At 72.2% G+C, this 21,225-nt stretch carries 20 protein-coding genes; 11 read left to right on the forward strand and 9 right to left on the reverse strand.

Annotated elements, in window-relative coordinates; all coding sequences use genetic code 11:
* Positions 1-6: 6 nt before the first annotated feature.
* Positions 7-1,542, reverse strand: coding sequence for an ABC transporter substrate-binding protein (locus tag AB0G01_RS34330; protein ID WP_360954769.1), 1,536 nt, complete (start codon positions 1,540-1,542; stop codon positions 7-9).
* Positions 1,543-1,798: 256 nt separating this feature from the next.
* On the reverse strand, positions 1,799-2,776 hold the full coding sequence (locus AB0G01_RS34335) for a methyltransferase dimerization domain-containing protein (RefSeq protein WP_360954772.1): 978 nt from the start codon (positions 2,774-2,776) through the stop codon (positions 1,799-1,801).
* Between the two features lie 270 nt (positions 2,777-3,046).
* Between AB0G01_RS34335 and AB0G01_RS34340 the strand changes: the two genes are divergently transcribed.
* Positions 3,047-3,769 (forward strand): SDR family oxidoreductase, encoded by a 723-nt coding sequence (locus tag AB0G01_RS34340; RefSeq protein WP_360954775.1) that lies wholly within the window; start codon positions 3,047-3,049, stop codon positions 3,767-3,769.
* A gap of 62 nt (positions 3,770-3,831) precedes the next feature.
* Here AB0G01_RS34340 and AB0G01_RS34345 read toward each other — a convergent pair whose 3' ends face one another.
* Entirely contained in the window at positions 3,832-5,181 is a 1,350-nt protein-coding gene (locus tag AB0G01_RS34345; protein WP_360954778.1) for an amidohydrolase family protein, read from the reverse strand.
* A 101-nt stretch (positions 5,182-5,282) separates the two neighbouring features.
* On the opposite strand from AB0G01_RS34345, the gene AB0G01_RS34350 reads away from it, so the two are divergent.
* Genes AB0G01_RS34350 through AB0G01_RS34370 form a run of 5 tightly spaced genes read left to right on the forward strand, consistent with a single transcriptional unit; the run spans position 5,283 to position 10,563 of the window.
* Positions 5,283-6,392, forward strand: coding sequence for a zinc-binding dehydrogenase (locus AB0G01_RS34350; RefSeq protein WP_360954781.1), 1,110 nt, complete (start codon positions 5,283-5,285; stop codon positions 6,390-6,392).
* A gap of 16 nt (positions 6,393-6,408) precedes the next feature.
* Complete coding sequence (locus AB0G01_RS34355) at positions 6,409-7,365, forward strand: aldo/keto reductase (protein WP_360954784.1); 957 nt, start codon at positions 6,409-6,411, stop codon at positions 7,363-7,365.
* A gap of 29 nt (positions 7,366-7,394) precedes the next feature.
* Positions 7,395-8,372 (forward strand): alpha/beta hydrolase, encoded by a 978-nt coding sequence (locus AB0G01_RS34360; RefSeq protein ID WP_360954787.1) that lies wholly within the window; start codon positions 7,395-7,397, stop codon positions 8,370-8,372.
* Positions 8,369-9,352: an alpha/beta hydrolase gene (locus tag AB0G01_RS34365; protein WP_360954790.1), complete on the forward strand. Its 984-nt coding sequence runs from the start codon at positions 8,369-8,371 to the stop codon at positions 9,350-9,352. Before AB0G01_RS34360 ends, AB0G01_RS34365 begins: the two co-directional genes overlap by 4 nt.
* A complete protein-coding gene (locus AB0G01_RS34370) occupies positions 9,349-10,563 on the forward strand; it encodes a multidrug effflux MFS transporter (RefSeq protein ID WP_360954793.1) in 1,215 nt (404 codons plus the stop codon). Before AB0G01_RS34365 ends, AB0G01_RS34370 begins: the two co-directional genes overlap by 4 nt.
* A 141-nt stretch (positions 10,564-10,704) precedes the next feature.
* Here the strand turns inward: AB0G01_RS34370 and AB0G01_RS34375 are convergent, their stop codons facing one another.
* On the reverse strand, positions 10,705-11,100 hold the full coding sequence (locus tag AB0G01_RS34375) for a hypothetical protein (protein WP_360954796.1): 396 nt from the start codon (positions 11,098-11,100) through the stop codon (positions 10,705-10,707).
* 277 nt (positions 11,101-11,377) lie between these two features.
* A complete protein-coding gene (locus AB0G01_RS34380) occupies positions 11,378-12,127 on the reverse strand; it encodes a class I SAM-dependent methyltransferase (protein WP_360954799.1) in 750 nt (249 codons plus the stop codon).
* Positions 12,128-12,465: 338 nt separating this feature from the next.
* On the opposite strand from AB0G01_RS34380, the gene AB0G01_RS34385 reads away from it, so the two are divergent.
* Positions 12,466-15,012: an ABC transporter substrate-binding protein gene (locus AB0G01_RS34385; protein ID WP_360954802.1), complete on the forward strand. Its 2,547-nt coding sequence runs from the start codon at positions 12,466-12,468 to the stop codon at positions 15,010-15,012.
* Between the two features lie 17 nt (positions 15,013-15,029).
* Here AB0G01_RS34385 and AB0G01_RS34390 read toward each other — a convergent pair whose 3' ends face one another.
* The gene (locus AB0G01_RS34390; RefSeq protein ID WP_360954804.1) at positions 15,030-15,416 is read right to left on the reverse strand and encodes a methyltransferase; all 387 of its coding nucleotides are present in this window, start codon (positions 15,414-15,416) and stop codon (positions 15,030-15,032) included.
* Positions 15,417-15,773: 357 nt separating this feature from the next.
* Here AB0G01_RS34390 and AB0G01_RS34395 point away from each other — a divergent pair, with 357 nt between their 5' ends.
* Complete coding sequence (locus tag AB0G01_RS34395; protein ID WP_360954806.1) at positions 15,774-16,049, forward strand: hypothetical protein; 276 nt, start codon at positions 15,774-15,776, stop codon at positions 16,047-16,049.
* A gap of 107 nt (positions 16,050-16,156) precedes the next feature.
* Here AB0G01_RS34395 and AB0G01_RS34400 read toward each other — a convergent pair whose 3' ends face one another.
* The gene (locus tag AB0G01_RS34400) at positions 16,157-17,101 is read right to left on the reverse strand and encodes an NAD(P)/FAD-dependent oxidoreductase (protein WP_360954809.1); all 945 of its coding nucleotides are present in this window, start codon (positions 17,099-17,101) and stop codon (positions 16,157-16,159) included.
* Positions 17,102-17,193: 92 nt separating this feature from the next.
* Between AB0G01_RS34400 and AB0G01_RS34405 the strand changes: the two genes are divergently transcribed.
* Together AB0G01_RS34405 and AB0G01_RS34410 are read left to right on the forward strand one after the other, a co-directional pair.
* Positions 17,194-17,796: an XRE family transcriptional regulator gene (locus AB0G01_RS34405; protein ID WP_360954812.1), complete on the forward strand. Its 603-nt coding sequence runs from the start codon at positions 17,194-17,196 to the stop codon at positions 17,794-17,796.
* Positions 17,797-18,149: 353 nt separating this feature from the next.
* Positions 18,150-19,601 (forward strand): FAD-dependent oxidoreductase, encoded by a 1,452-nt coding sequence (locus AB0G01_RS34410; protein WP_360954815.1) that lies wholly within the window; start codon positions 18,150-18,152, stop codon positions 19,599-19,601.
* A gap of 105 nt (positions 19,602-19,706) precedes the next feature.
* Here the strand turns inward: AB0G01_RS34410 and AB0G01_RS34415 are convergent, their stop codons facing one another.
* A complete protein-coding gene (locus tag AB0G01_RS34415) occupies positions 19,707-20,114 on the reverse strand; it encodes a RidA family protein (RefSeq protein ID WP_360954818.1) in 408 nt (135 codons plus the stop codon).
* A 51-nt stretch (positions 20,115-20,165) separates the two neighbouring features.
* Complete coding sequence (locus tag AB0G01_RS34420; RefSeq protein WP_360954821.1) at positions 20,166-20,915, reverse strand: methyltransferase; 750 nt, start codon at positions 20,913-20,915, stop codon at positions 20,166-20,168.
* A gap of 114 nt (positions 20,916-21,029) precedes the next feature.
* Here AB0G01_RS34420 and AB0G01_RS34425 point away from each other — a divergent pair.
* On the forward strand, positions 21,030-21,225 hold a 196-nt coding region (locus AB0G01_RS34425; protein WP_360954824.1), incomplete at its 3' end, for a hypothetical protein.

Consider the following 21,225-nt stretch of genomic DNA (forward strand, 5'->3'; position numbering starts at 1 on the left):
GGCGCGTCAGCCGCGCTGGATGAACCGCAGCGTCGGGAACATCATGCCGGTGACCGGCGTCACCGTGATCCCCTTGACGCTGAAGTAGGTGTTGTTGGCCTGGTACCAGGGAGCCCACCAGGCCTGGTCGACCAGCTTGGTGTTGAGCTGCTTGAGCAGGTCCGTCTGCGGCTGACCCGGCTCGGCCTTCTCGACCTGGTCGACCAGCGCCTTGATCTCGGGGAAGGCGTCGACGGCCGGGTTCGGGTTGTACCACTGGGCGGTGGTGACCTGGTCGGTGAGGGTCGCCATGTCGTTGCCCGCCAGCGCGATCACCGCGAGGAACATCGGGTACGTGGGGGCGTTCTTCTGGTAGTCGGGCATGGCCATGTCCTGCCACTCGACCTTGATGCCCAGCTCGCCGAACGTCTGGTTGGCGGCGGGCTGCCAGGCCGCGAAGATCGGCGACATCGGCATCTTGACGCTGAAGCCGTCGGGGTAGCCGGCGTCGCTGAGCAACTGCTTGGCCTTGGCCATGTCGGTCTTGTACTTGTCGTTCATCGACTTGTCGTAGACCTGGCCGTCCACCGAGAAGACCTGGTTGGTCACGGTGCCCGAGTCGTTGCCGACCGCCTTGAGGATGCCCGCCGAGTCGAAGGCGTAGCTGATCGCCTGCCGGACGCGCTGGTCACCGAGCGCCTTGACCTGGGCACCGGTCCGGTCGGCGAACTGCACGCCGACCCACGAGGCCGCCTTCTGGGAGATGTTCCAGCCGCTCTCCTTGGCCTTCGCGAGGTTGGCCGCGTTGGCGAACTGGAGGTTGAGCTGGCCGGACAGCATGGCGTTGAAGCTGGCCGTCTGGTCGGTGATCGGGAACAGCTTCACCGACGGGAACGGGTAGGTGCCGGCGTCCCAGTGGTCGGTCTTCTTGCTGAAGACGTACTGCGACTGCGGCGCGGAGGCACCCTTGTCGTACTTGTACGGGCCGGAACCCACCGGGTCGGTGGCCAGCGAGCCGGCCGTGATCGCGGCGGGCGAGGCCATCCAGCTACGGCCGAGGCCCATCTGGTAGAGCAGCGCGTCGTCCCGTTTGGACAGACGGATCTCCAGCGTCTCCGGGTCCTTGGCGGCGGCGTCGGCGACGTTGAGGTACGCCTGGCCGGAGCGGACGCCGGCCTTCAGGTGCTGGATGTTGGCGACGGCCGCGGTGGCGTCGAACTTCTGGCCGTCCTCGAAGGTCACGCCGGTGCGCAGCTTCGCGGTCAACGTCAGGCGGTCGGCGGACCACTCCCAGGAGGAGGCCAGCGCCGGCACCGGCTTGCCGTCCTTGTCCAGGGCCACGAGCGGGTCGTAGACCGCGGACAGGTACGGGCCGTCGAAGCCGATGTCGGCGTTGGCCGGGTCCCAGGAGGTCACGTCGAGGAACACCCCGGCCTTGAGCTCGTCCCCCGCCGCAGCGGGGGCGTTGCCGCCGCCACCGCCGCCTGAGCTGGTACATCCGGCGAGCGCGGTGGCCGCTGCGGCGACTGCCGCGACCAGTGCCGCTGTCCGGTTCCTCGTCATGGAGTCCTTCTCTCGGGTGATGGACCGCCGGCGTGGGCCGCGCTCCGCTGGGGCGGGTGGGGGTCCGCGCCTGGTGCATTCTTAGATCAAGAGGTGAGACCTGGCTCACCGTGATGCGGGTTAGTCTACGACTGTCGGCAAAAAAATCAACGGTTAACCGACTACAATTCGTCGCGGAAGTAACGGACTGTCAACGTTTTGGCCGCGAGAAGATCGTATGCGGGATACCGACGACCGCAGACCGCGTCGGAACGCCTCAGACGGCTTCCGCGACGAGCACCCGGGGGCTGCCCGGCAGCGCCAGGACCTCGCGCGCGCGCCAGCCCGTGCCCTCCAGCCACGAGCGCACCTCGGACTCGGGGTAGACGATCGTGCCGTCGATGACGAAGTACTCCCCCGCGTGCAGGGCGTCGATCGGGCGCTGGCGCTCGTCGTCGTCCAGGAAGAAGTCCAGCAGCAGGAGCGTCGCGCCCGGCTTGGCCGCCGCGCGGGCGTTGGTCAGGATCGCCTGGTTCTGCTCGGCGTTGAACCGGTGGATGACGTGGTTGACCATGACGATGTCGTGCTCGCCGCCGGGCGCGGCCGTCTCGGTCTCGGCGGGCTCGACGGTCGCCCGGTCGGCGTACCCGGCGGCGGCGAGGGCGTCGTTGATGCCCTGCGTCGACATCGGCGCGAACACGAACTTCACGGTCAGGTCCGGGTTGGCCCGCAGCGCGCCGATGGCGAAGTCCGGGGACAGCCCGCCCAGGTCCAGCATGGAGCGGTAGGACGTGAAGTCGAAGCCGCGGGCCAGCATCGCCGCGTGCAGCGAGTTGTAGGTCATCACGCCGGACATGAACGTGCCCCAGCGGGCGTCGTCCATCTGGAGGTCGCCCGGCTTGGTGGTGTCCACGGTGGTGTCGAACTGGAGCCAGTGGCCGTAGCTGATCTCGTTCAGGAAGCCGAGGAACGGCGCGAGGTCGGTCGCGCCCGTGCCGGCGAGGTACTCCGCGGCGTCCGCGGCGAGCGAGTAGCGGCCGTCGCGGCGGTCGAGCAGGCCCTGGGCGTTCATCGCGTCGGCCAGGATGCGGACGATCTGCTCGCTCACGCCGGTGGCCGAGGCCAGCTCGGTGACCGAGCGGTCACCGTCGGCGAGAGCGCGGAACAGCCCGATCCGGGACGCGGCGAACAACTGCTTGGCACCCATGTAACCGATGGCGATGTCGACGATGCGGTCCGGTGCGGGTCCGGTCATGGCTGGCTCCTCTAGCGGGATGCGGGCGGCCTCGGACCGCCCGGGACGAGAGAGCGTTAGTCTACGCACGTCGATTAAAAGTGCCACCCCCTTCGCCGGGATCGGCCGGCGGTCCACCCGATCGGGCCGCGACCCCCCGCCGACCGGACCCGCCCGAGTGGACGCGGCGCACCCGACCACCCGGTTCCGCTTGTGGTCCAAGGGGTTTATTTTCTACGCTTGTATACTGTAAGCCCGACCGGACTCCCGGTCCCGCGAGAGGAACCGACGATGACCTCTGCCCGCACCGTGCTGGTAACCGGAGGAGCCGGCGGCATCGGCCGCGCGATCGCCGCCGCGTTCGGGGCTCTCGGTGACAACGTTGTCCTCGCCGACGTGCAGGGCGTCGAGGAAGCGTCCGCCACGCTCGGTGTGCGCGGGGTGACCGTGGACATCACCGACGAGGGCTCGATCGCCCGCGCGCTCGACGAGGTCGGCCCGGTGGACGTGCTGGTCAACAACGCGGGCATCCTGAGCGTGCACGGCCGGCTGCTCGACCTGCCCGCCGCCGACATGCTCCGCATCCTCCAGACCAACGTCCACGGCACGTTCCTGATGACCCAGCAGGTCGCCCGCCGGATGGTCGAGGCCGGGGTGCGCGGCGTGGTGGTCAACCTGTCGTCCATCGGCGGACGCCAGCCGACCCCGGGCATGGGCGGCTACGAGAGCAGCAAGGCGGCGGTCGACGCGCTGACCCGCTGGGCGGCCATCGAGCTCGCCGAGAACGGCATCCGGGTCAACGCCGTGGCCCCCGGCCCGGTGCTCACCCCGATGCTGGCCGCCGGCCTGCCGGAGGGCTCGCCCGCCCGCCAGGCCTGGGAGAGCCGCATCCCGCTGCGGCAGCTCGCGGCGGTCGAGCAGGTGGCGGCGGCGGTGGTGTTCCTGGCCGGCGACTCGGCCGCGCACATCACCGGCACCAGCCTGCCGGTCGACGGCGGCCAGCTGCTGACCTGAGCTTGACCGTGAAAGAAAGCCGGACCTCGCAGGTCCGGCCCTCTTTCGCGTTCAGAACGCGCTCAGCGGGTGCGTTCGAAGACCACCCGGCCGCCCAGGACCGTGAGGTCGACGTCCACGTCGGGCAGCTCGGCCGCGGTGAGCTCCAGCGGGTCGGCGGCCAGCACGCACAGGTCGGCCACCATGCCCTCGGCGAGGGTGCCCTTCCAGGCGGCGGCACCGTCCTGGCGCGCGGGGTGCACCGTGTAGCAGCGCAGCAGCGTCTCCAGCCGCTGCCGCCGGTCCGCCGCCGGACCCATCCAGCGGTCGGCGGCGGCGATCTCGCGCCGCCAGTCGGGCGGGAGGACCGGGGAGTCGGAGGTCAGGCACAGCGGCACGCCGGCGTCCAGGGCCGCCTGGAACGGCCACGCGCTCGCCGCCCGCCCCTCCCCCATGGCCGCGTCGACCACGCCGACCGTGCGCACGGCGATCCCCGCCTGGGCGGACAGGCCGACCCCGAGGCGGGCCATCCGGTCGAGCTGGGCGGCGCTCACCAGGTCGCCGTGGATGACGTAGTGGCCCAGGTCGACGTCGTGGTCCGCGCGGGCGCGGGCCACCGCGTCCAGCAGCAGGTCGATCGAGCGGTCGCCGGTGGCGTGCAGGCCCACCTGGAGGCCCGCCCGGTGGGCGTCCAGGACCATCCGGGTCAGGTTCGCCTCGCGCTCGGCGTCGTCGCCGCCCGCGACGAGCAGCTCCGCGCGCGAGCCGTCGGCGTAGCAGTGGTGCGTGTAGGCCGAGCGCATCGGCGGGATGCCGTCGGCGAAGATCTTCACCCCGGCGAAGTTCAGCCGTTCGGGGTCGGGCCCGGCACCATCCACAGTGGCCAGACCGGCCTGGAAGTCGGCCAGCGTGCTCGGGCCGTCCAGCTCGCCGTAGAGCCACAGCGCGGTGACCCGCGCCCGCAGCAGCCCTTCGGCGGCCAGGTCGCGGTACTGCTCGACGACGGACGTGCCGAACGCGCCCGTGCTCCCGGCGTCCTCACCCGGGCCGAGGCCCGGTTCGGTGTAGCTGGTGATCCCCAGCGCCGCCAACAGGTCCCCCGCCCGGAGGATGGCCGCCCGGCGTTCGGCGGGCGTGGTCAGCGGGCGTTCCGGGGCCATGCCCGGCGCGCCGGTGTCGCCGAACAGGGTGTGCGGCCACAGCGCGCCCAGCCAGGTGGCGTGCAGGTGGGCGTCGTTGATGCCGGGCAGGACCGCGCGACCGCCGAGTTCAACGACGTCGGTCCCCGGGCCGATCAGGTCGGCGACGTCCTCGTCGGAGCCGGTGCGCAGCACGCGCCCGTCCCGGACGGCCAGCGCGGTCGCGGGGGCGGAGCCGGCCATGGTGTGGACCGGTCCGCCGCGCAGGACCAGGTCCGCAACTGATGTCCCCACTGGCACTCCTGTTGTGTCCGGGGTCTCGACATTTTAGTCGACATCCGTAGACTAACCCACCGGGTGGCCCGTTCGCGCCTCCCGCCACCGGAAGGAGCCCGATGTCCGTCCCGACCTCCACCCGCGCGGCGGTGCTGATCGATCACGGCAAACCGCTGCACCTGACCGAACTCCCGCTGCCCGCCGAGGTGGAACCCGGCGCGGCCCTGGTGCGCGTCTCGTGCGCCACGCTCTGCGGGACGGACGTCGAGATCTGGTCCGGCAAGATGAGCTTCCCCGGCATGCTGCCGATGGTGCTGGGGCACGAGATGGTCGGCGAGGTCGTCGCCGTCGGTCCCGGCACCCGGGACGCGCTCGGCCGGGACGTCCCGGTCGGCGCGCGCATCGGCTGGTCCGAGTCGACGTGCGGCGAGTGCTACGGCTGCACCGTCCTGCGCGAGCCCGTCGCGTGCTCCCGTCGCGGTTACGGGTTCCTGCAACGGTCCGACGTGCACCCGTTCGCCACCGCCGGGCTGAGCGAGTACGCCTACGTCGTGCCCGGCGCGGCCAAGCTGCTGCTGCCCGCGGAGCTGCCCGACACCTGGGCGGCCATGGCCGGCTGCGCGGCCAAGACCGTGCTCCGCGCGTTCCACGGCGTCGGCGGTGTCACGCCGGGGTCGCGGGTCGTGGTCCAGGGCTCCGGCGCGCTCGGCCTGTTCGCCACCGCCGTCGCCCACATCTCCGGTGCCGGCAAGGTGATCACGGTCGGCGCGCCCGAGTCCCGGCTCACCCTGGCCGGCGAGTTCGGCGCGGACGCCACCGTCGACATCTCGCTCGGCTCGGACGGGATCGTCGAGCGCGTCCGCGAGCTGACCGGCGGCCACGGCGCGGACCTGGTGCTGGACTTCGCCGGTGCGCCCTCGGTCGGCCGGGAGGCCGTGGCCATGGCCGCCCAGCGCGGGCGCGTGGTCATCGTCGGCACCACCGGCCCCGACTCCGCACCGCTGCCGCTGGGCACGGTGATGGGCAAGGAGCTGACCGTCGTCGGCTCGCTCAACGGCGACATCGCCGACTACCACCGCGCGATCGAGTTCTTCGGTGCCTTCGGCGACCGGATGCCGTGGAACGACCTGTTCGGCACCCCGGTCGGCCTGTCCGCCGCCTCCGACCGGATCGAGGCCATGCACCGGCTCGACGAGGTCAAGGCCGTCATCGACCCCCGACTCCCCTGATCCTGTAGGAGGCGCTGTGCCCACCTTGCCCCGCCGCCGCGTGGGAACGTCCGATGTGGACGTTTCGCTGCTGTCCCTCGGCTCCTGGCACACCTACGACCGGATGGACTTCCGCGATTCCGTCGCGATGATCCGCGCGGCCGTGGACGCCGGGATCAACCTGTTCGACGTCGGCGTGTACGGGTTCCCCGGCATGCCGCCGGTGTTCACCGACGTCATCTGGAGCGCGATCATGCGCGCCTCCGGCATCCCGCGCGACGAGTACCTGGTGTCCGCGAAGCTGTGGATCGAGGGCTTCGACGACGCCGGGTTCCGCCCGCAGTTGGAGAACGCCTTCCTGCGCGGCGGTTTCGAGGTCGCCGACCTGGTGATCCTCGGCGACCTCCGGCGTGACGACGTCGCCCTGGAGGACCTGGTCGACGACCTGTCCGGGCTGGCCCGCGACGGCCTGATCCGGGCGTGGGGCGTGAACAACTGGTCGGCGGGCAACATCCGCCGCCTCCAGGAGATCGCCGCCGCGCGCGGGGTCGACGGACCGCAGATCGCGCAGTTGAAGTACAGCATCGGCCGACGGTCCATCCCGGACGGTGAGCCCTTCGGCGAGCTGTTCGCCGGCGGCTTCACCATGCAGGCCTCGGACGTGCTCGAAGGCGGCATTCTGGCCGGCAGCGACGGCCAGACCCGCGAGATCGGCCGCGACCCCGGTGGCATCCGGGAAGCGCTCAAGCAGCACGCCGCGGGCATCGCGGAGGTCGCGGACAAGCTCGGCACGAGCGCCGCGCGGCTCGCGGTCGCCTTCACCCTCACCCACCCGGCCAACGTCACCACGCTGTTCGGCGCGAGCAAGCTGGCCCAGCTGGAGGACAACCTCGCGGCCGTCGACCTCGTCGACCAGGTCGGCGCGGACGAGCTGCGCTCCCTGGTCGAGCCGTTCTGGGCGGACCGCGGCGTGGTCGACCCGGAGGGCCCGTGACTTCCCAACCCACTTCCCAGGAGCCTGTCGTGACCCACCCCCCGGTCCCCTTCGACCCCGAGATCGAGGCCGCGCTGGCGGAGATCGTGTCGCCGGACGCGCCGCCGTTCACGCCGGAGACGATCCCCGGCATGCGCGCCGCGATGGCCGCGATGTTCCCGCCCGCCGCCGAGCAGGTCGGCGACGCACCGGTGCTCGTCACCGAGTGGAAGGTCCCCGGCCCCGAAGGGGCACCGGACCTGGAGATCACGGTCCTCGCGCCGCGCGACGTCGAGGGTCCCGTGCCCTGCCTGTACAACATCCACGGCGGCGGCATGATGGTCGGCCACCGCAACATGGACGTCGGCCGGCTGCTCGCCCTCGTGGTGGAGCTGGGCGTCGTCGCGGTCAACGTGGAGTACCGGCTCGCGCCCGAGCACCCGCACCCCGCGCCGGTGGAGGACTGCTACGCCGGTCTGGTGTGGACGGTCGAGCACGCGGCCGAGCTCGGCATCGACCCGGCGCGGGTCGTGGTCATGGGCGGCAGCGCGGGCGGCGGCCTGTCCGCCGGCGTCGCGCTGCTGGCCCGCGACCGGGGCGGCCCCGCGCTCGCCGGGCAGCTCCTGCTGTGCCCGATGATCGACGACACCAACACCACCGTCGCCAGCCACCAGTACAGCAACCTGGGCACGTGGACCCGCGAGACGAACCTCGCGGGGTGGCAGTCGCTGCTCGGCGACGACTACGGCACCGACGCGGTGTCGCCGTACGCCGCGCCCACCCGCGCCACCGACCTGTCCGGCCTGCCGCCCGCGTTCATCGAGGTCGGCAGCGCGGAGACGTTCCGCGACGAGGACACCCAGTACGCGCTGCGGATCTGGGAGACCGGCGGCCAGGCCGAGCTGCACGTGTGGAGCGGCGCGTTCCACGGGTTCGACATGTACGTGCCCGAGTGGCACGTCAGCAAGATCGCGATCGAGACGCGGACGTCGTGGCTGCGCCGGGTCCTCGGGCTGGCCGCCGGATGAGCGCCGACCGGTACCCGCCCGTCCCGTACGACCCCGAGCTGGAAGCGGGGCTGGCGGCGTTCCTCGACATGGTCGAGCGGATTCCGCTGCGGGCCGACACGATCCTGGCCAACCGGGCGCACTTCGACACCATCGTCCCGCCGGTCGGGCAGATCGTCGGCGACCGGCCGGTCGAGGTGGAGGAGCGCACGGTGCCCGGTCCGCCGGGCGCGCCGGACGTCGAGCTGACGATCATCCGGCCGCGCGGCGGTGTCGTGGACGCACCCGCGCTCTACGGCATCCACGGCGGCGGGATGGTCCTGGGCAACCGGTACTTCGGCATCGACGGCCTGATCGCCGACGTGCTGCGGTTCAACGCGGTGGCGGTGTCGGTCGAGTACCGGCTGGCCCCGGAGCACCCCGCGCCCGCCGCGGTCGAGGACTGCTACGCGGGCCTGGTGTGGCTGTCCGAGCACGCCGAGGAGCTCGGCGTCGACCGCGACCGGATCGTGGTCACCGGGGCCAGCGCGGGCGGCGGCCTGTCCGCCGGGGTCTCGCTGCTGGCCAGGGATCGCGGCGGTCCGGCGCTCGCCGGGCAGATGCTGATGTGCCCGATGCTGGACGACCGCAACGAATCCGTGTCCAGCCGGCAGTACGACGGCCGGGGCGCGTGGGACCGCAACAACAACGACACCGCCTGGAACGCCATCCTCGGTCCGCTGCGCGGCACCGACGAGGCGTCGCCGTACCAGGTGCCGGCGCGGATGGCGGACCTGTCCGGGCTGCCGCCGGCGTACGTCGACGTCGGTGCCGCGGAGATCTTCCGCGACGAGGCGACGGAGTACGCGACGCGCATCTGGGCCACCGGAGGGCAGGCCGAGCTGCACGTCTGGTCGGGCGGGTACCACGCGTTCGCGGGGTTCTCCCCCGACGCCGTGGTGTCCCGCGCGGCGGAGGCCGTCCGGCTGTCCTGGCTGCGCCGGACCCTGCGGGTCCCGTGAGCCTGCGCCGCGTCGCCGTCGTACTGGGCTTGCTGGAGACCTTCGGCCCCATCTCGATGGACCTCTACATGCCCGCGCTGCCCGAGCTCGCCGCCGACCTCGGCACGAGCGAGAGCCTCGCGCAGGCGACGATGTCGGCGTGCATGCTGGGGCTGGCCCTCGGCCAACTGGTCGTGGGCCCGCTCAGCGACCGGTTCGGCCGGCGGCGGCCGTTGCTGTTCGGTGTCGGGCTGTTCGCGCTGCTGTCCCTGGCGTGCGCCCTGACACCGTCCATCGAGCTGCTGCTGGCCGCCCGGTTCTTCCAGGGGCTGTGCGGTTCCGCGGGGATCGTGATCGCCCTGGCGGTCGCCCGCGACCTGACCGACGGCGTGGAACTGGTGCGGCTGTTGGCGATGCTGACCACGGTGGGAGCGCTGGCCCCCATCGTGGCCCCGGTCGTCGGCGGGCAGCTCGCGCCGTACATGGGGTGGCGCGGCATCTTCGGCGTGCTGGCCGGGATCGGTGTCGCGCTGTTCCTGCTGGCGCTGACGTCGCTACCGGAGAGCCTGCCACCCGGAGCCCGGTTCACGAAGGGCGGCGGGCGGCAGTTCGGCGCGGTGCTCCAAGACCGGATGTTCCTCCGGTTCCTGGTGGTGGCCGCGCTCGGCGGCGTCGCGTTCTTCACCTACCTGGCGTCGATCAGCTTCGTGCTCCAGGACAGCTACGCCCTGAGCCCGCAGGTGTTCAGCCTGTGCTTCGCGGGCAACGCGGTCATGGCCGTGGTGGGCGCGCAGATCAACCGGGTCGTGGTGCGCCGTGCCGGCACGGCGCGGATGTACGCGATCGGCACGACCCTCGGCGCGGTGGCCGCCGCGTCGGCGCTGGTCTCGGTGCTGTTCGGACTCGGGTTGATCCCGCTGCTGGTGTCGTTGGCGCTGATGATGCTGGCCAGCGGCGGCTCGCAGTCCAACGGGTCGGCGCTGGCCCTGGCCGGCCACCGGGAGCGGGCGGGGACGGCCGCGGCGCTGCTGGGCACGTCGTCGTTCGCCCTGGGGCCGCTGGTCGCGCCGCTGGTGTCCCTGAGCGGCACCAGCCCGCTCTCGATGAGCCTCACCATGACCGTGGCGTACGTCGGCGCGGCGGTGCTCGTGTGGGTGGCGGTGCTCCCCCGCCTGCGTCGTCTACAAGTCCGCCCCGACCAGGTCGACGTGGTCCCGCCGGGCCCGCTGTGACCGTTCGTCCGGCCGACTCGTGGGGCGTCGGCCGGGCGAACACCCGCCCGCGCCGAGGACGGCCCGCCCCGGCGGGGTGCGCCGGGTGGCCCGCGACACCCCCGCCGCGCTCGGCGTCGGGGGGTCGCGCGTGGACCGGTGTCAGAAGTGGTCGGCCGCCGTCAGCTCGTGCTCGAACGCGTCCGCACTGGCCACCAGCAACGTCAGCGGGCGTTCGAACTCCTCGCGGACGCCGCCCAGCTCCTCCAGCAGCACGGTGTGCTTGAGCAGCGCGACACCGTCCACCACGGCCGCGCCGCCGACCAGCGCCGTGCCGGCCAGCTCCAGCAGCCGCGCGTGGTCGATCGCGTCCGCCCGGCCGACGGCCGAGGAGATCTCCAGCCACGCCGTGCCGTCCGCGTCACTGACGTGGTGCACCGCGACCTGCTGGGTGCGCCCGCCCTCCGTGTCGAGCCGGAACCGCAGCCACGTGTCGGTCTCCTCCAGCACCTCGTACCGACTGCGCACATAGTTGATCACATTGACCCAGGTGGTCACCGTCGTCGCCTCCCGCGTCCGGCCGCTGCCCCACCGTAGTACGTACCGGGTCCGAAATCCGTCAGCACGGTCGTCATCCACCGCGTGGAGTCGATCCCGGTCGTCCACAGAGACCGGTCGCCGCCGTGCGCGGCCTCGCCGGCGGGACTCCGGGATCGGCCCGACCCGGGCGGGAACGCGGTGATCAGGGCGTTGGACCGCACCCCGGGCGGGCCGGTGGACGGGCTCGCCGACCCGGTTCCCGCGCGGACACCGGGTCGCGGCAGGCCACGGGCGCTCAGGCCACGACCTCGGGGGGCTTCCGCCAGACCGACACGTGCCGGCGGCTCTCCCCGGTGAACGGCTCCCGCCCCCACCCCTCCCACCGCTCGTGCGGCCGGAGCCCGGCGATCCGCGCCATCAGGTCGAGCTCGGCCGGCCACGCGTACCGGAACGGGATCGACCGGTACGCACCCCGGCCGTCGACGACTTCGACGTAGTTCGAGCTCATCTCCTGGGTGGCCGGGTCGTAGAGGTCGAACGCCCAGCGCGTCGGGCCGACGTGGAACGGCACGGCCCGCTGACCGGCCGGCAGCGCGCGCAGGTCGGGCACCGCGACCTCGACCACGAAGAAGCCGCCGGGCTCCAGGTGCGCCGCGACCGTGCGGAAGCACTCGACCTGCGCGTCCTGGGTGGTCAGGTTCATGATCGTGTTGAACACCAGGTACGCGACGGAGAACGTCGAGCCCACCGACGCGGTCGCGAAATCGCCGATGGTCACCGGGATCTCCTCGCCGCCCGGCTTGGCGCGCAGCCTGGCGACCATCGCCCGGGACAGGTCGACGCCGTGCACGGGCACGCCGCGCGCGGCCAGCGGCAGCGCGATCCGGCCCGTGCCGATGCCCAGCTCCAGCGCCCGGCCGGGGCCGGCCAACCCCGCCAGGAAGTCGACCGCCGGGCCCACCACGCCCGGTTCGAACATCTCCGCCGACGACTCGTCGTAACCGGCCGCGACCCGCTCGCCGAAGTACCCGTCCTCATCGGTCACCGCCGGACCGTAGCGCGCACCGCTCCCGGCGCGCTCCCGGTTTTCCGCCGGCGCGGGTGCCGTGGTCCGGCCGGGCGTCCGGACGTCGCCCCCGACCGGCGGCAGCCTGGTCACTGGCTGTTCGGCCGGTTCCGACCGGTCGACCGCGGGCGCTCATCCGCTCACCCGATCGAGATGCGGAGTGCGTGCCCGGCACCGGGTTTCCTCACTCCGGGTCGATCACCGCCGTCGTCGATCGGCGCACGCGGTGCTGCGTAACCTCGGGCGGACCCGCTGCGCCCCACCGCACCCGCCGATCGACACCTGCGCCGCGCGAGCGGTCCCCGGAGGCTGTGCCCGTGTCCGACCTGCCCGCCACCCCGTCCGCGCTCACCCACGAGGCGCTGCGCGCCCGTGACTCCGACCCGGCGCGGGCGCGGGAGCTGCTGGGCCGGGCGCTGGCCGAGGACCTCGACTACGAACCGGCGTGGCGGTGGCTCGCCGAACTCGTCGACGACCCCGCCGAGCGCCGGTTCTGCCTCGACAAGGCCGCGAAGCTGCTCGCCGAGCCGGACACGCTGCGGGCGCGGGCCGCCCTGGGCCGGGGACCGGGCCGGGCCCCGGCCGAGGTCGCCGACCTGGTCTCGCCACCGCGTCCGGTGGGCCCGCCGCCGGCCCGGCGGTCGTGGGTAGCCGGTTCGCGGAGGTGGGTGGTCGTCAGCGCCGTCGCGGCGCTGCTGGCGGCGAGCGCGGTGTGGGCGACCGCCGGCGGTGACCAGCGCGAGACCCTGCACATCGCCCTGGTCACCGACCTCACCGGGGAGACGGCCGAGCAGTCGGCGCACGTCGAGCACAGCCTGCGGATGGGCGTGGACGAGGTGAACGCGGACGGCGGCGTCGCCGGGCACCGGGTCGAGCTGGACGTGCACGACGACGGCGGGCAGCCGGACCGGGCGCGGGCCATCGCCGAGGAGGTCGTGCGGGACGGCCGGGCGCTGTTCGTGGTGGGCCACGCGACCAGCGGCACCGCGCTGGCCGCCGCACCGGTCTACCAGCGGGCCGGGATCGCGGCGATCACCCCGACCGCCGGTTCCCCGCGCCTGACCGACGACAGCGACTGGTACTTCCGCAGCACGTTCGGCAACCACACGCAGGGCAACTTCCTCGCCGCCTACCTGGTCAAGGTGCTCGGCGCTCGTGCGGCGACGGTCGTGTTCGACGACGACGAGTACGGGCAGTCGCTGCACGAGAACATCGCGAGCGCGCTCGGCGTGCTCGGCGCGGACGTCCGAGGGGTCCCGGTGTCGGGCCAGGGGGTGGACGACGCCGTGCGGCGGCTCGGCGAGTCGCCACCGGACGTGCCGGTCGTGCTGGCGATGTCCGAGAAGCGCGGCCTGCGGGCCGTGGAACGCCTGCGGGAAGCCGGTTTCACCGGGCAGGTCCTGGGCACCGCGTCGATGGGCACGCAGTCGTTGCACCGGTCCCTCGTGCGCGACGAGCAGGACCGGGGCCGGCCCGGCCTGTTCACCTCGAACCTCCTGCTGGCCACCGCGCTGGCACCGGACTCGCTGTCCGGCCCCGCGCTGTCCTGGTCGCAGGACTACGAGGAGCGGTTCGGCGAACGTCCGCTGTGGCCGGCCGCGACCGCCCGCCAGGCGCTCGACGTCGGGCTGCACGCGGTGCGGACCGGCGGGCTCGACCTGACCGGGTCGCGGCGGGCCGACGACCGCCGCCGCCTGCGCGACGCGCTGGCCTCGTTGAAGGACCGCAAGAACGCGTTCCCGGCCCTGCTCGGACCGCTGTACTTCACGGCGACGGGCTCCGCGCGGATGCCGGTGTCCTTCGTGGTCAGCGACGGCACCCGGCTGGTGTCCGCCCCGGTGCAGCTCACCGACCACGAGCCGCTGTCGGACCGGGCGCTGCGCGAGGGCCTGGCGTCCGGCGAGGTCATCGCGATCGGCGACCGGCACCTGACCCGGCGGCAGGTCGTGGCGACCGGCGTAAACCTCAACGAGGTCCGCGACCTGGACACCCGCGACGGCACGTACTTCGTGGACTTCTTCCTGTGGCTCAAGTACGACGGCGACCACGCCGCGTCGGACGTGCTCTTCGTGAACGCGGTCAAACCGGATTTGAAGCTGGGCCAGCCGCTGCGCGACGTCACCGAGAACGGCCGCACCTACCGGCTCTACCGGGTGGCCGACCGGTTCAAGCACGGTTTGGAGTTCCGCAGCTACCCGTTCGACCGGCAGGTGTTGGACGTGCGGTTGCAGAACCGCACGCGCACGGCGGACGAGGTGACCTACGTGACCGACAAGGAGATCCTCAACCAGCCGGCGGAGGCGTACCTGAGCAGCGGCACCGACGCCGACGCGGGCATCGACAGCCTGCCCAACTGGATCGCGTCCTCCGTGACGTTCGCGCAGCGCACGGTGGGCAGCAGCGACGCGCTGGGCGGGAGGGACGCCTCGGGCCCGGTGTCGGGCATCTACTACAGCCAGTACACGGCGGACATCGAGATCGCCCGCGACGTGCTGCCGTTCCTGGTGAAGAACCTCCTGCCGCTGGTGCTGCTGATCTGCGTCACCTACCTGTCGCTGTTCTTCCGGGCGAGCGAGGGTTCGGCACCGGTGTCCATGGGCGTCACCGCGATCCTGAGCACCGCCGTGCTGCTGAACAACGTGACGTCGCAGCTCCCGTCGGTCAGCTACACCGTGGCCCTGGAGTGGGGCTACTACGCGTTCATCCTGCTGGCCGCGATGTGCGTGCTGGTCGCCATGCTGCGCAAGCGCTTCGCGACCCGGGGGCGCGATCGGGCGGAGGAGAGACTGGCGTCGTTCGCGCGCATCTCCTACCCCGCCTACCTGCTGGTGGTCGTCCTGGGCTACCTCGTCGCGTTCGCCTGAGCCCGGCGGGGCGCGCCTCACCGGTCGGCGGGGACGCCTTCGACGATCGACAGCCGGGAAGCGGTCGGGAGGACGCGGGTGAGGCGGAAACCCGCCCGTGCGAGCAGGTCCTCGAACTCGGCGCGGGTGCGCTCGCGGCCCGGCAGGGAGCTCATCATCAGCAGGTCGGTGAGCTTGCCGTAGTGGGGGTCGTCGCCGGGCGGGATCACCGCCTCGACCACCAGGACGCTCGTCGTCCCAGTCGGGCAGGATTCGCTTGACCAGGCAGAGGTCGCCGGGCGGGGCGTCGGTGCGCAGCAGGTCGCCCAGCGGGGTCGAGGCGAACCTCCCGGTGTCGACCTCGGTGACGACCCCGCGCGTGGCCACCAGCCGCAACACCCGGTGCGAACCACCCGACCCGGCACCCACCGCCTCGGCCGGCTCCCCGACCGGTCGGGGTTCCCGGGTCGGGTGGTCCGCCACGCCCAGCACCGCGACGGCCCGCAGCGCGGCCGGGAAGAGGAAGTGCGGGGCGTGGTTCAGCAGCAGGAACCGGAGGACGTCTGCCGGCTGCCCGGACGGACCGTCGACAGTCACGCCAGGCAGTTATCCATCTCCTACGGTGATCACCAGAGCACGCACCCGACCGCACCAACCCGGCGGGTCCCACTGCCCGCAGGATTGGCGGATGTGCGATCGGAGAGCGACCGGAAAGGCGATCGACTGCCCGGTGCGCGCCGCTACGCTGATTCCGGAATGGTCCGCCCACGTGGAGGCACCCGATGCGGAGAATACCCGCCGCCCTGATCACCGTGGCATTCACCGGAACCCTGCTGACCTTGTCGAACGCTCCCGCCCAAGCGTATTGGATCTACCACTGGGACGGCGCGTACAGCTCGGACGCGGAGTGCCAGGTCGCCCGTCAGGGGTTCATCGACCAGGAAACCGGCATGGGCCAGATGTTCACCGTGACCCGGTGCACCCACCACGACCGGAACCCGGAAACGAACAGCCCGCAGGCGGGGTGGTACTACCGCTGGGGGATCTTCGCCGCTTAGCCCCGAGCCGGGAGTCCAGCCCGGACAGCCGGCCCTCGGCAGAAGCACGTCCGTCCTGCGGTTCTCCCGGGCCGGGGTGCGAGCACCCCGGCCCGGGAGAACCGCCACTACCCGGCGCGCACGGGCAGCGCGGCGGCGATGTCCCGCTGCACCAAGTCGATGTTGAGCGCGAAACCCGCCGCCGACCCCATCCCGGCCGAGGTGACGACCTGCGCCCGGGGGTCGATCACGTTACCCGCCGCCCAGACGCCGGGAACGCTGGTCTGGCCGTGGCGGTCGACGCTCACCCAGCCGTCTTCCCCCACCGCACAACCGAGTCCGCGCAGCAGGGCGTCCCGCGGCACCATGCGCGGCACCACGAACACGCCCGAGCGCGGCACGCTGCTGCCGTCGGCCAGTTCGACCCCGCGCACGGCGTCGTCCTGCACCGCCACGGCCGCGACCGACCCCTCGACGACCACGATCCCCCGGGCGTCCAAGCGCTCGCGATCCTCGGCCGACAGGTCCAGGGTGTGCGCGAACAGCACGACGTCCGGGGACCACTGGCGCAGCATCTGGGCGTGGAACACCGCGCCGGGACTGGTGCCCAGCACGCCGATCGCCTGGTCGCGGAACTCGTAGCCGTGGCAGTAGGGGCAGTGCACGACGTCGCGGCCCCAGCGGTCGTGCACCCCGGGGATCTCCGGCAGCTCGTCGCGCAGACCCGTTGCCACGACGAGGCTCCTGGCGTGCAGGGTCCCGCCGTTGTCCAGCAGCGCGGTGAACCCGCCGCCGTCGGCGGGCAACGAGGTCTCCACCGCCGCGTCGACCATCACGGCCCCGTACCCGACCGCCTCCGCGCGCCCCGCCTCCAGGAAGGCCGCCGGCGGCATCCCGTCCCGGGAGAGGAAGCCGTGCATGTGCGCGGCCGGCGCGTTGCGCGGCTGCCCGTTGTCGACCACGGCGACCCGCCGCCGCGCCCGTGCCAGCAGCAGGGCCGCGTTGAGTCCGGCCGCCCCGGCACCGATCACCACGGCGTCGTACTCGATTCCCCTGGCACCGTTCGTAGTCATTCAGGGATCACCTCCGTCGTCATGCTGGCCCGCGTGATGCAGGGTGAGCAACCTTAGTTGCCGTTTTCGGGACGTACTGGTGTCATGACCGCATGGCACCGTTCGACGACATCGCGTCGGCCCTGGCCGGCGTCGGCCCCCGCCTCAAACGGCTCCGCACGCAGCGCGGACTGAGCCTGGCCACCCTCTCCGAGCAGACCGGGATCTCCAAGAGCACGCTGTCGCGGCTGGAGGTCGGCCAGCGCCGCCCGAGCCTGGAGCTGTTGTTGCCGATCGTCCGGGCCTACCGGATACCGCTGGACGAGCTGATCGGCGGGCCCGAGGTGTCCGACCCCCGCATCCGCCCGACACCGCGCCGGGTGGACGGCAGCGTGGTGCTCGCGCTGAGCCGGCAACCGGGGCCGCTGCACACCTTCAAGACGATCATCCCGCCGGACCGGAGCACGCCGACGCTCTGCACGCACGAGGGCTACGAGTGGCTCTACGTCGTGTCCGGGCGGTTAAGACTCGTGCTGGCCGATCAGGACCTGGTGCTGGAAGCGGGCGAGGCGGCCGAGTTCGACACCCGGTTCCCGCACTGGTTCGGCAGCACCGGAACGGGTCCGGTGGAGGTGCTCAACATCCTCGGACCGCAGGGCGAGCGCATCCACATGCGGGTGAAACCGGACGCGGGCAATACCGACGCGATCGAGTGACGACGGCCGCCGGAAGATACCCGGCGGGGAGACCGCCGGCGGTCGGCGGCAAACGGGATCTGCGTGATTCCGAAGCGCGGCGGTACGGATCGCGGGCGACACCGCGAACAACGCCGAAGTGCTGGTGCGCAGCACCGGCCGAGTGCCGTCAACCCCCTGGCCGCAGAGGTCGGCGAACCACCTGGCCATTGTGCCGGGAACAGCGGTGGAGCGTTGCCGTTTCCGGGACGATTATTGTCCGGAAAGCCGTTCGGTGCCAGTATCCGAAGGGCCGCACGGAAAGCAAGCGCACCCTGTTGTGGGACATTCCGAATTTCTCCGTGCGGTTTCCTTCGAACAGGACGGAAACCTGCATGAGTGCCACTGACGCGCCCAACGGAAGTTTCGACGTGATCATCGTCGGCAACGGTGTGCTCGGCCTTTCGCTCGGGCTGGTGCTGGCCCGCCGAGGGCAGGCCGTGGCCGTGGTCGGCGAGCCGCACCGCCCCTACGCCGGCTCGACCGCGTCCGGCGCGATGCTCGGCTGCTTCGGCGAGATCACGACCACGCTGGTGGCCAGCGACGCCGGCCGGACCAAGCTGGAACTCGGCATCAAGGCAACCGGGATGTGGCCGGAGTGGCTCGCGGGCCTCGGCGACGGCGCGGCCGACGAGCTGCTCACCGCCGACGGGACCACCGTCATCCTGAACACCATCGGCATGGCCGAGATCGACGACACCAACTTCCGCGCCATCCGCGAGGAGCTCACCCGGTACGACCAGCCGTTCGAGGACGTGGACCCGCTGGACCTGGAGTGGGTCGACGCGGAGCCGATCTCCCGGCCGCTGCGGGCGTTCCACATCCCCGGCGAGCACGCGGTGAACTCCGCGGCCCTGCTGGTCCGGCTGCACGACGCGTTCGTCGCCGCCGGCGGCACGGCCGTGCCCGGCGAGGCGATCCGCGTCGACCACACCGGGGACCAGGTCACCGGCGTGACGCTGACCAGCGGCGACCGGCTGACCGCGGGCCAGGTGGCGCTCGCCGCCGGCTCCCGCACCCAGGGGCTGCTCAACGAGCTGCCCGGCGGCGACCGGATGCCCCCGCTGGTCAGCGGGTACGGCGTGTCGGTGCTGATGAAGACCTTCGACGGCACCGCGCCGCGCAGCGTGATCCGCACCCCGAACCGGTCGTTCGCCTGCGGCCTGCACCTCGTCCCGCGCGGCGAGGGCCAGGTCTACGTCGGCGCGACCAACGTCATCTCGGTCCAGCCGAGGGACGCCGCCGACATGCGCGACCTCGTCTTCCTGCTCCAGTGCGCGCACCGCCAGATCCGGATGGGCCTGTGGGGCAGCCCGATCCAGAAGATCCAGGTCGGCAACCGGCCGGTGTCGGTCGACGGCTTCCCGATGCTCGGCGCGGGCGGCGTCGACGGGCTGTGGATCATGACCGGCACCTACCGCGACGGCCTGCACCTGTCGCCCCTGGTGGCCCAGGAGATGGCCGCGCGCATCCTCGGGGAGCCCGGCGCGGAGGACTTCGAGCTGTTCAACCCGATCCGCAAGCCGATCCAGACGATGACCCGCGAGCAGATCATCGACAACACGTTCATCGAGCAGTTCGCGATCGGCCCGGAGCAGGACTGGACGCTGCCCGTCGACTGGCACCACTGGATCGGCATGGACCTGCGCCCGGCGATCGAGCGCTGGGTCGCCGAGATCGACCCGGAGATCACGCCGCCGGCCGAGCTGGTGTTCACCTCGCGGTTCGACCCCGACCTGCTGAAGCTGCTCCGCGAGTACTACGCGCGGACCCGCGAGCTCTGGTGACCGGACTCCCCGCGGAACAGGTCCGCCCCCGCTCCGCCGGTCGTGCGGCGGAGCGGGGGCGGACCGCGTTCCGACCCCTGCCAGGACCGGTCAGCGCAGGACAGGTCAGGGCAGGACGGCGGTCGCCTCGACCTCGATCAGGAACTCGGGCTCGGCGAGCGTGGCCACGCCGATCAGCGTCGCGGGCCGGACGAGGTCCGCGCCCAGCCGCTCGGCCGCGCGCTTGACGCCCGCGGTCACGTCGTCCCACTTGGCGAGCTGCCAGTCCACGGCGTAGATGTTGAGCCGCACGACGTCGTCGAACGTGCCGCCGACCGCCGCCAGGGCGCGGCCGACGTTGAGGTACGCCTGTTCGGTCTGCGCCGCCAGGTCCCCCGCGCCCACCAGGTCGCCGCTCGGGGTGCGCGCGGTCTGGCCGCTGAGGAACACCATCCGGGTCCCGGTGCCGACCGCGAGCTGCCGCCAGCCGTAGGGCTCGGGGAGGTCGGCCGGGTCGAAAAGCTGGACAGACAATGCTTTCCCTCTCTCGAAGAGATCCGTGCTCCGCTGCCGGGCGAACCGGGATCAGGACCGCAGGAACTCGTACATCGTGAAGTCCATGGCCATCATCCCGTGCTCGTCGGTGTTCGCCTTGACGACGGGGGTCTGGTCGAAGTCCGCGGCGGGCAGGGCGACTGCTTCCGAGCGGAACTTGCGTCCCTGGAAACCCGCGTCGGCCGCCGCCTTCAGCATTTTCTCGGGGTTGCCCATCGCCTCGCTGGTGCCGAGGTGGATCCGCCCGCCCTCGGCCAGGTGCGCGCCCGCGTCCTGGAAGAACCGGCGTTGCAGGCCGTAGCCCGGGTCCATCACCGCGCGCTCGATCTGCTTGGCGTACGCGCGGTCCTCCGGCGCTTCGATGAACGGGCTGTTCCAGAAGACGACGTCGAACAAGTCGTTGTCGTCCAAGGCTTCGAACAGGTCGCTGGTCAACGCGCGCACCCGGTCCGCCACCCCGTGCCGGGCGGCGTTGCGCGCCGCGTTCTCGGCGGCGGCCGGGTTGATGTCCACCGCCACCACCGGCGAGCAGCCGCGCTGCGCGGCGAGCACGGAGGCGACGCCCGCGCCGCACCCCATCTCCAGGAACCGCTCGCCGGCCCGGTAGGGCACCCAGGAGGCGAACAGGCCGGGCCCCGGGTCCGTGTACGGCGGGAACACCTCGGGGAGCAGGTCCCAGTCCATCCCCAACAGGGAGAAGGAAGTCTGGAGTGGACTGTCCGGGTCTTCGATCCGCGCCAGGGTCCAGCTACCCAGCTCGTATCCGAGCTCGTTGTACATGTGGCCCGTTCCTCCCTCGTGGGGACCTGAGGAGCAAGTCCTTGTGCGCCGCGACATGCCGCGGCGGTACCGGAACGCAGACTTTCGGGCCAAGCCGCACGGGCGGTGCGGAAGGTGCTGCCGTCGGCGGCCGTTCCCTTGACCCCGCAACGGATCGTCACACCGGGCACGGGCCGCGTCAACGAGCGTCCCGGGAACGGCAACGGGAATCGGCCGGTCGACAGCGCGGCCCGCCGCACCACCGCCCCAGGGGGCAACCGGGTGGTCGGCGCGACGCCGGCGGTGGCGGGTCTCGCGACGCTGTGCGCGG

It is taken from the genome of Actinosynnema sp. NPDC023587, assembly GCF_040640215.1.
GTDB lineage: Bacteria > Actinomycetota > Actinomycetes > Mycobacteriales > Pseudonocardiaceae > Actinosynnema.

Excerpts from the sequence above, each read along its gene's own strand:
- AB0G01_RS34330 (WP_360954769.1), bottom strand. The coding sequence starts at position 1,542 with ATGACGAGGAACCGGACAGCGGCACTGGTCGCGGCAGTCGCCGCAGCG.
- AB0G01_RS34335 (WP_360954772.1), bottom strand. The coding sequence starts at position 2,776 with ATGACCGGACCCGCACCGGACCGCATCGTCGACATCGCCATCGGTTAC.
- AB0G01_RS34340 (WP_360954775.1), top strand. The coding sequence starts at position 3,047 with ATGACCTCTGCCCGCACCGTGCTGGTAACCGGAGGAGCCGGCGGCATC.
- AB0G01_RS34350 (WP_360954781.1), top strand. The coding sequence starts at position 5,283 with ATGTCCGTCCCGACCTCCACCCGCGCGGCGGTGCTGATCGATCACGGC.
- AB0G01_RS34365 (WP_360954790.1), top strand. The coding sequence starts at position 8,369 with ATGAGCGCCGACCGGTACCCGCCCGTCCCGTACGACCCCGAGCTGGAA.
- AB0G01_RS34395 (WP_360954806.1), top strand. The coding sequence starts at position 15,774 with ATGCGGAGAATACCCGCCGCCCTGATCACCGTGGCATTCACCGGAACC.
- AB0G01_RS34400 (WP_360954809.1), bottom strand. The coding sequence starts at position 17,101 with ATGACTACGAACGGTGCCAGGGGAATCGAGTACGACGCCGTGGTGATC.
- AB0G01_RS34405 (WP_360954812.1), top strand. The coding sequence starts at position 17,194 with ATGGCACCGTTCGACGACATCGCGTCGGCCCTGGCCGGCGTCGGCCCC.
- AB0G01_RS34410 (WP_360954815.1), top strand. The coding sequence starts at position 18,150 with ATGAGTGCCACTGACGCGCCCAACGGAAGTTTCGACGTGATCATCGTC.
- AB0G01_RS34420 (WP_360954821.1), bottom strand. The coding sequence starts at position 20,915 with ATGTACAACGAGCTCGGATACGAGCTGGGTAGCTGGACCCTGGCGCGG.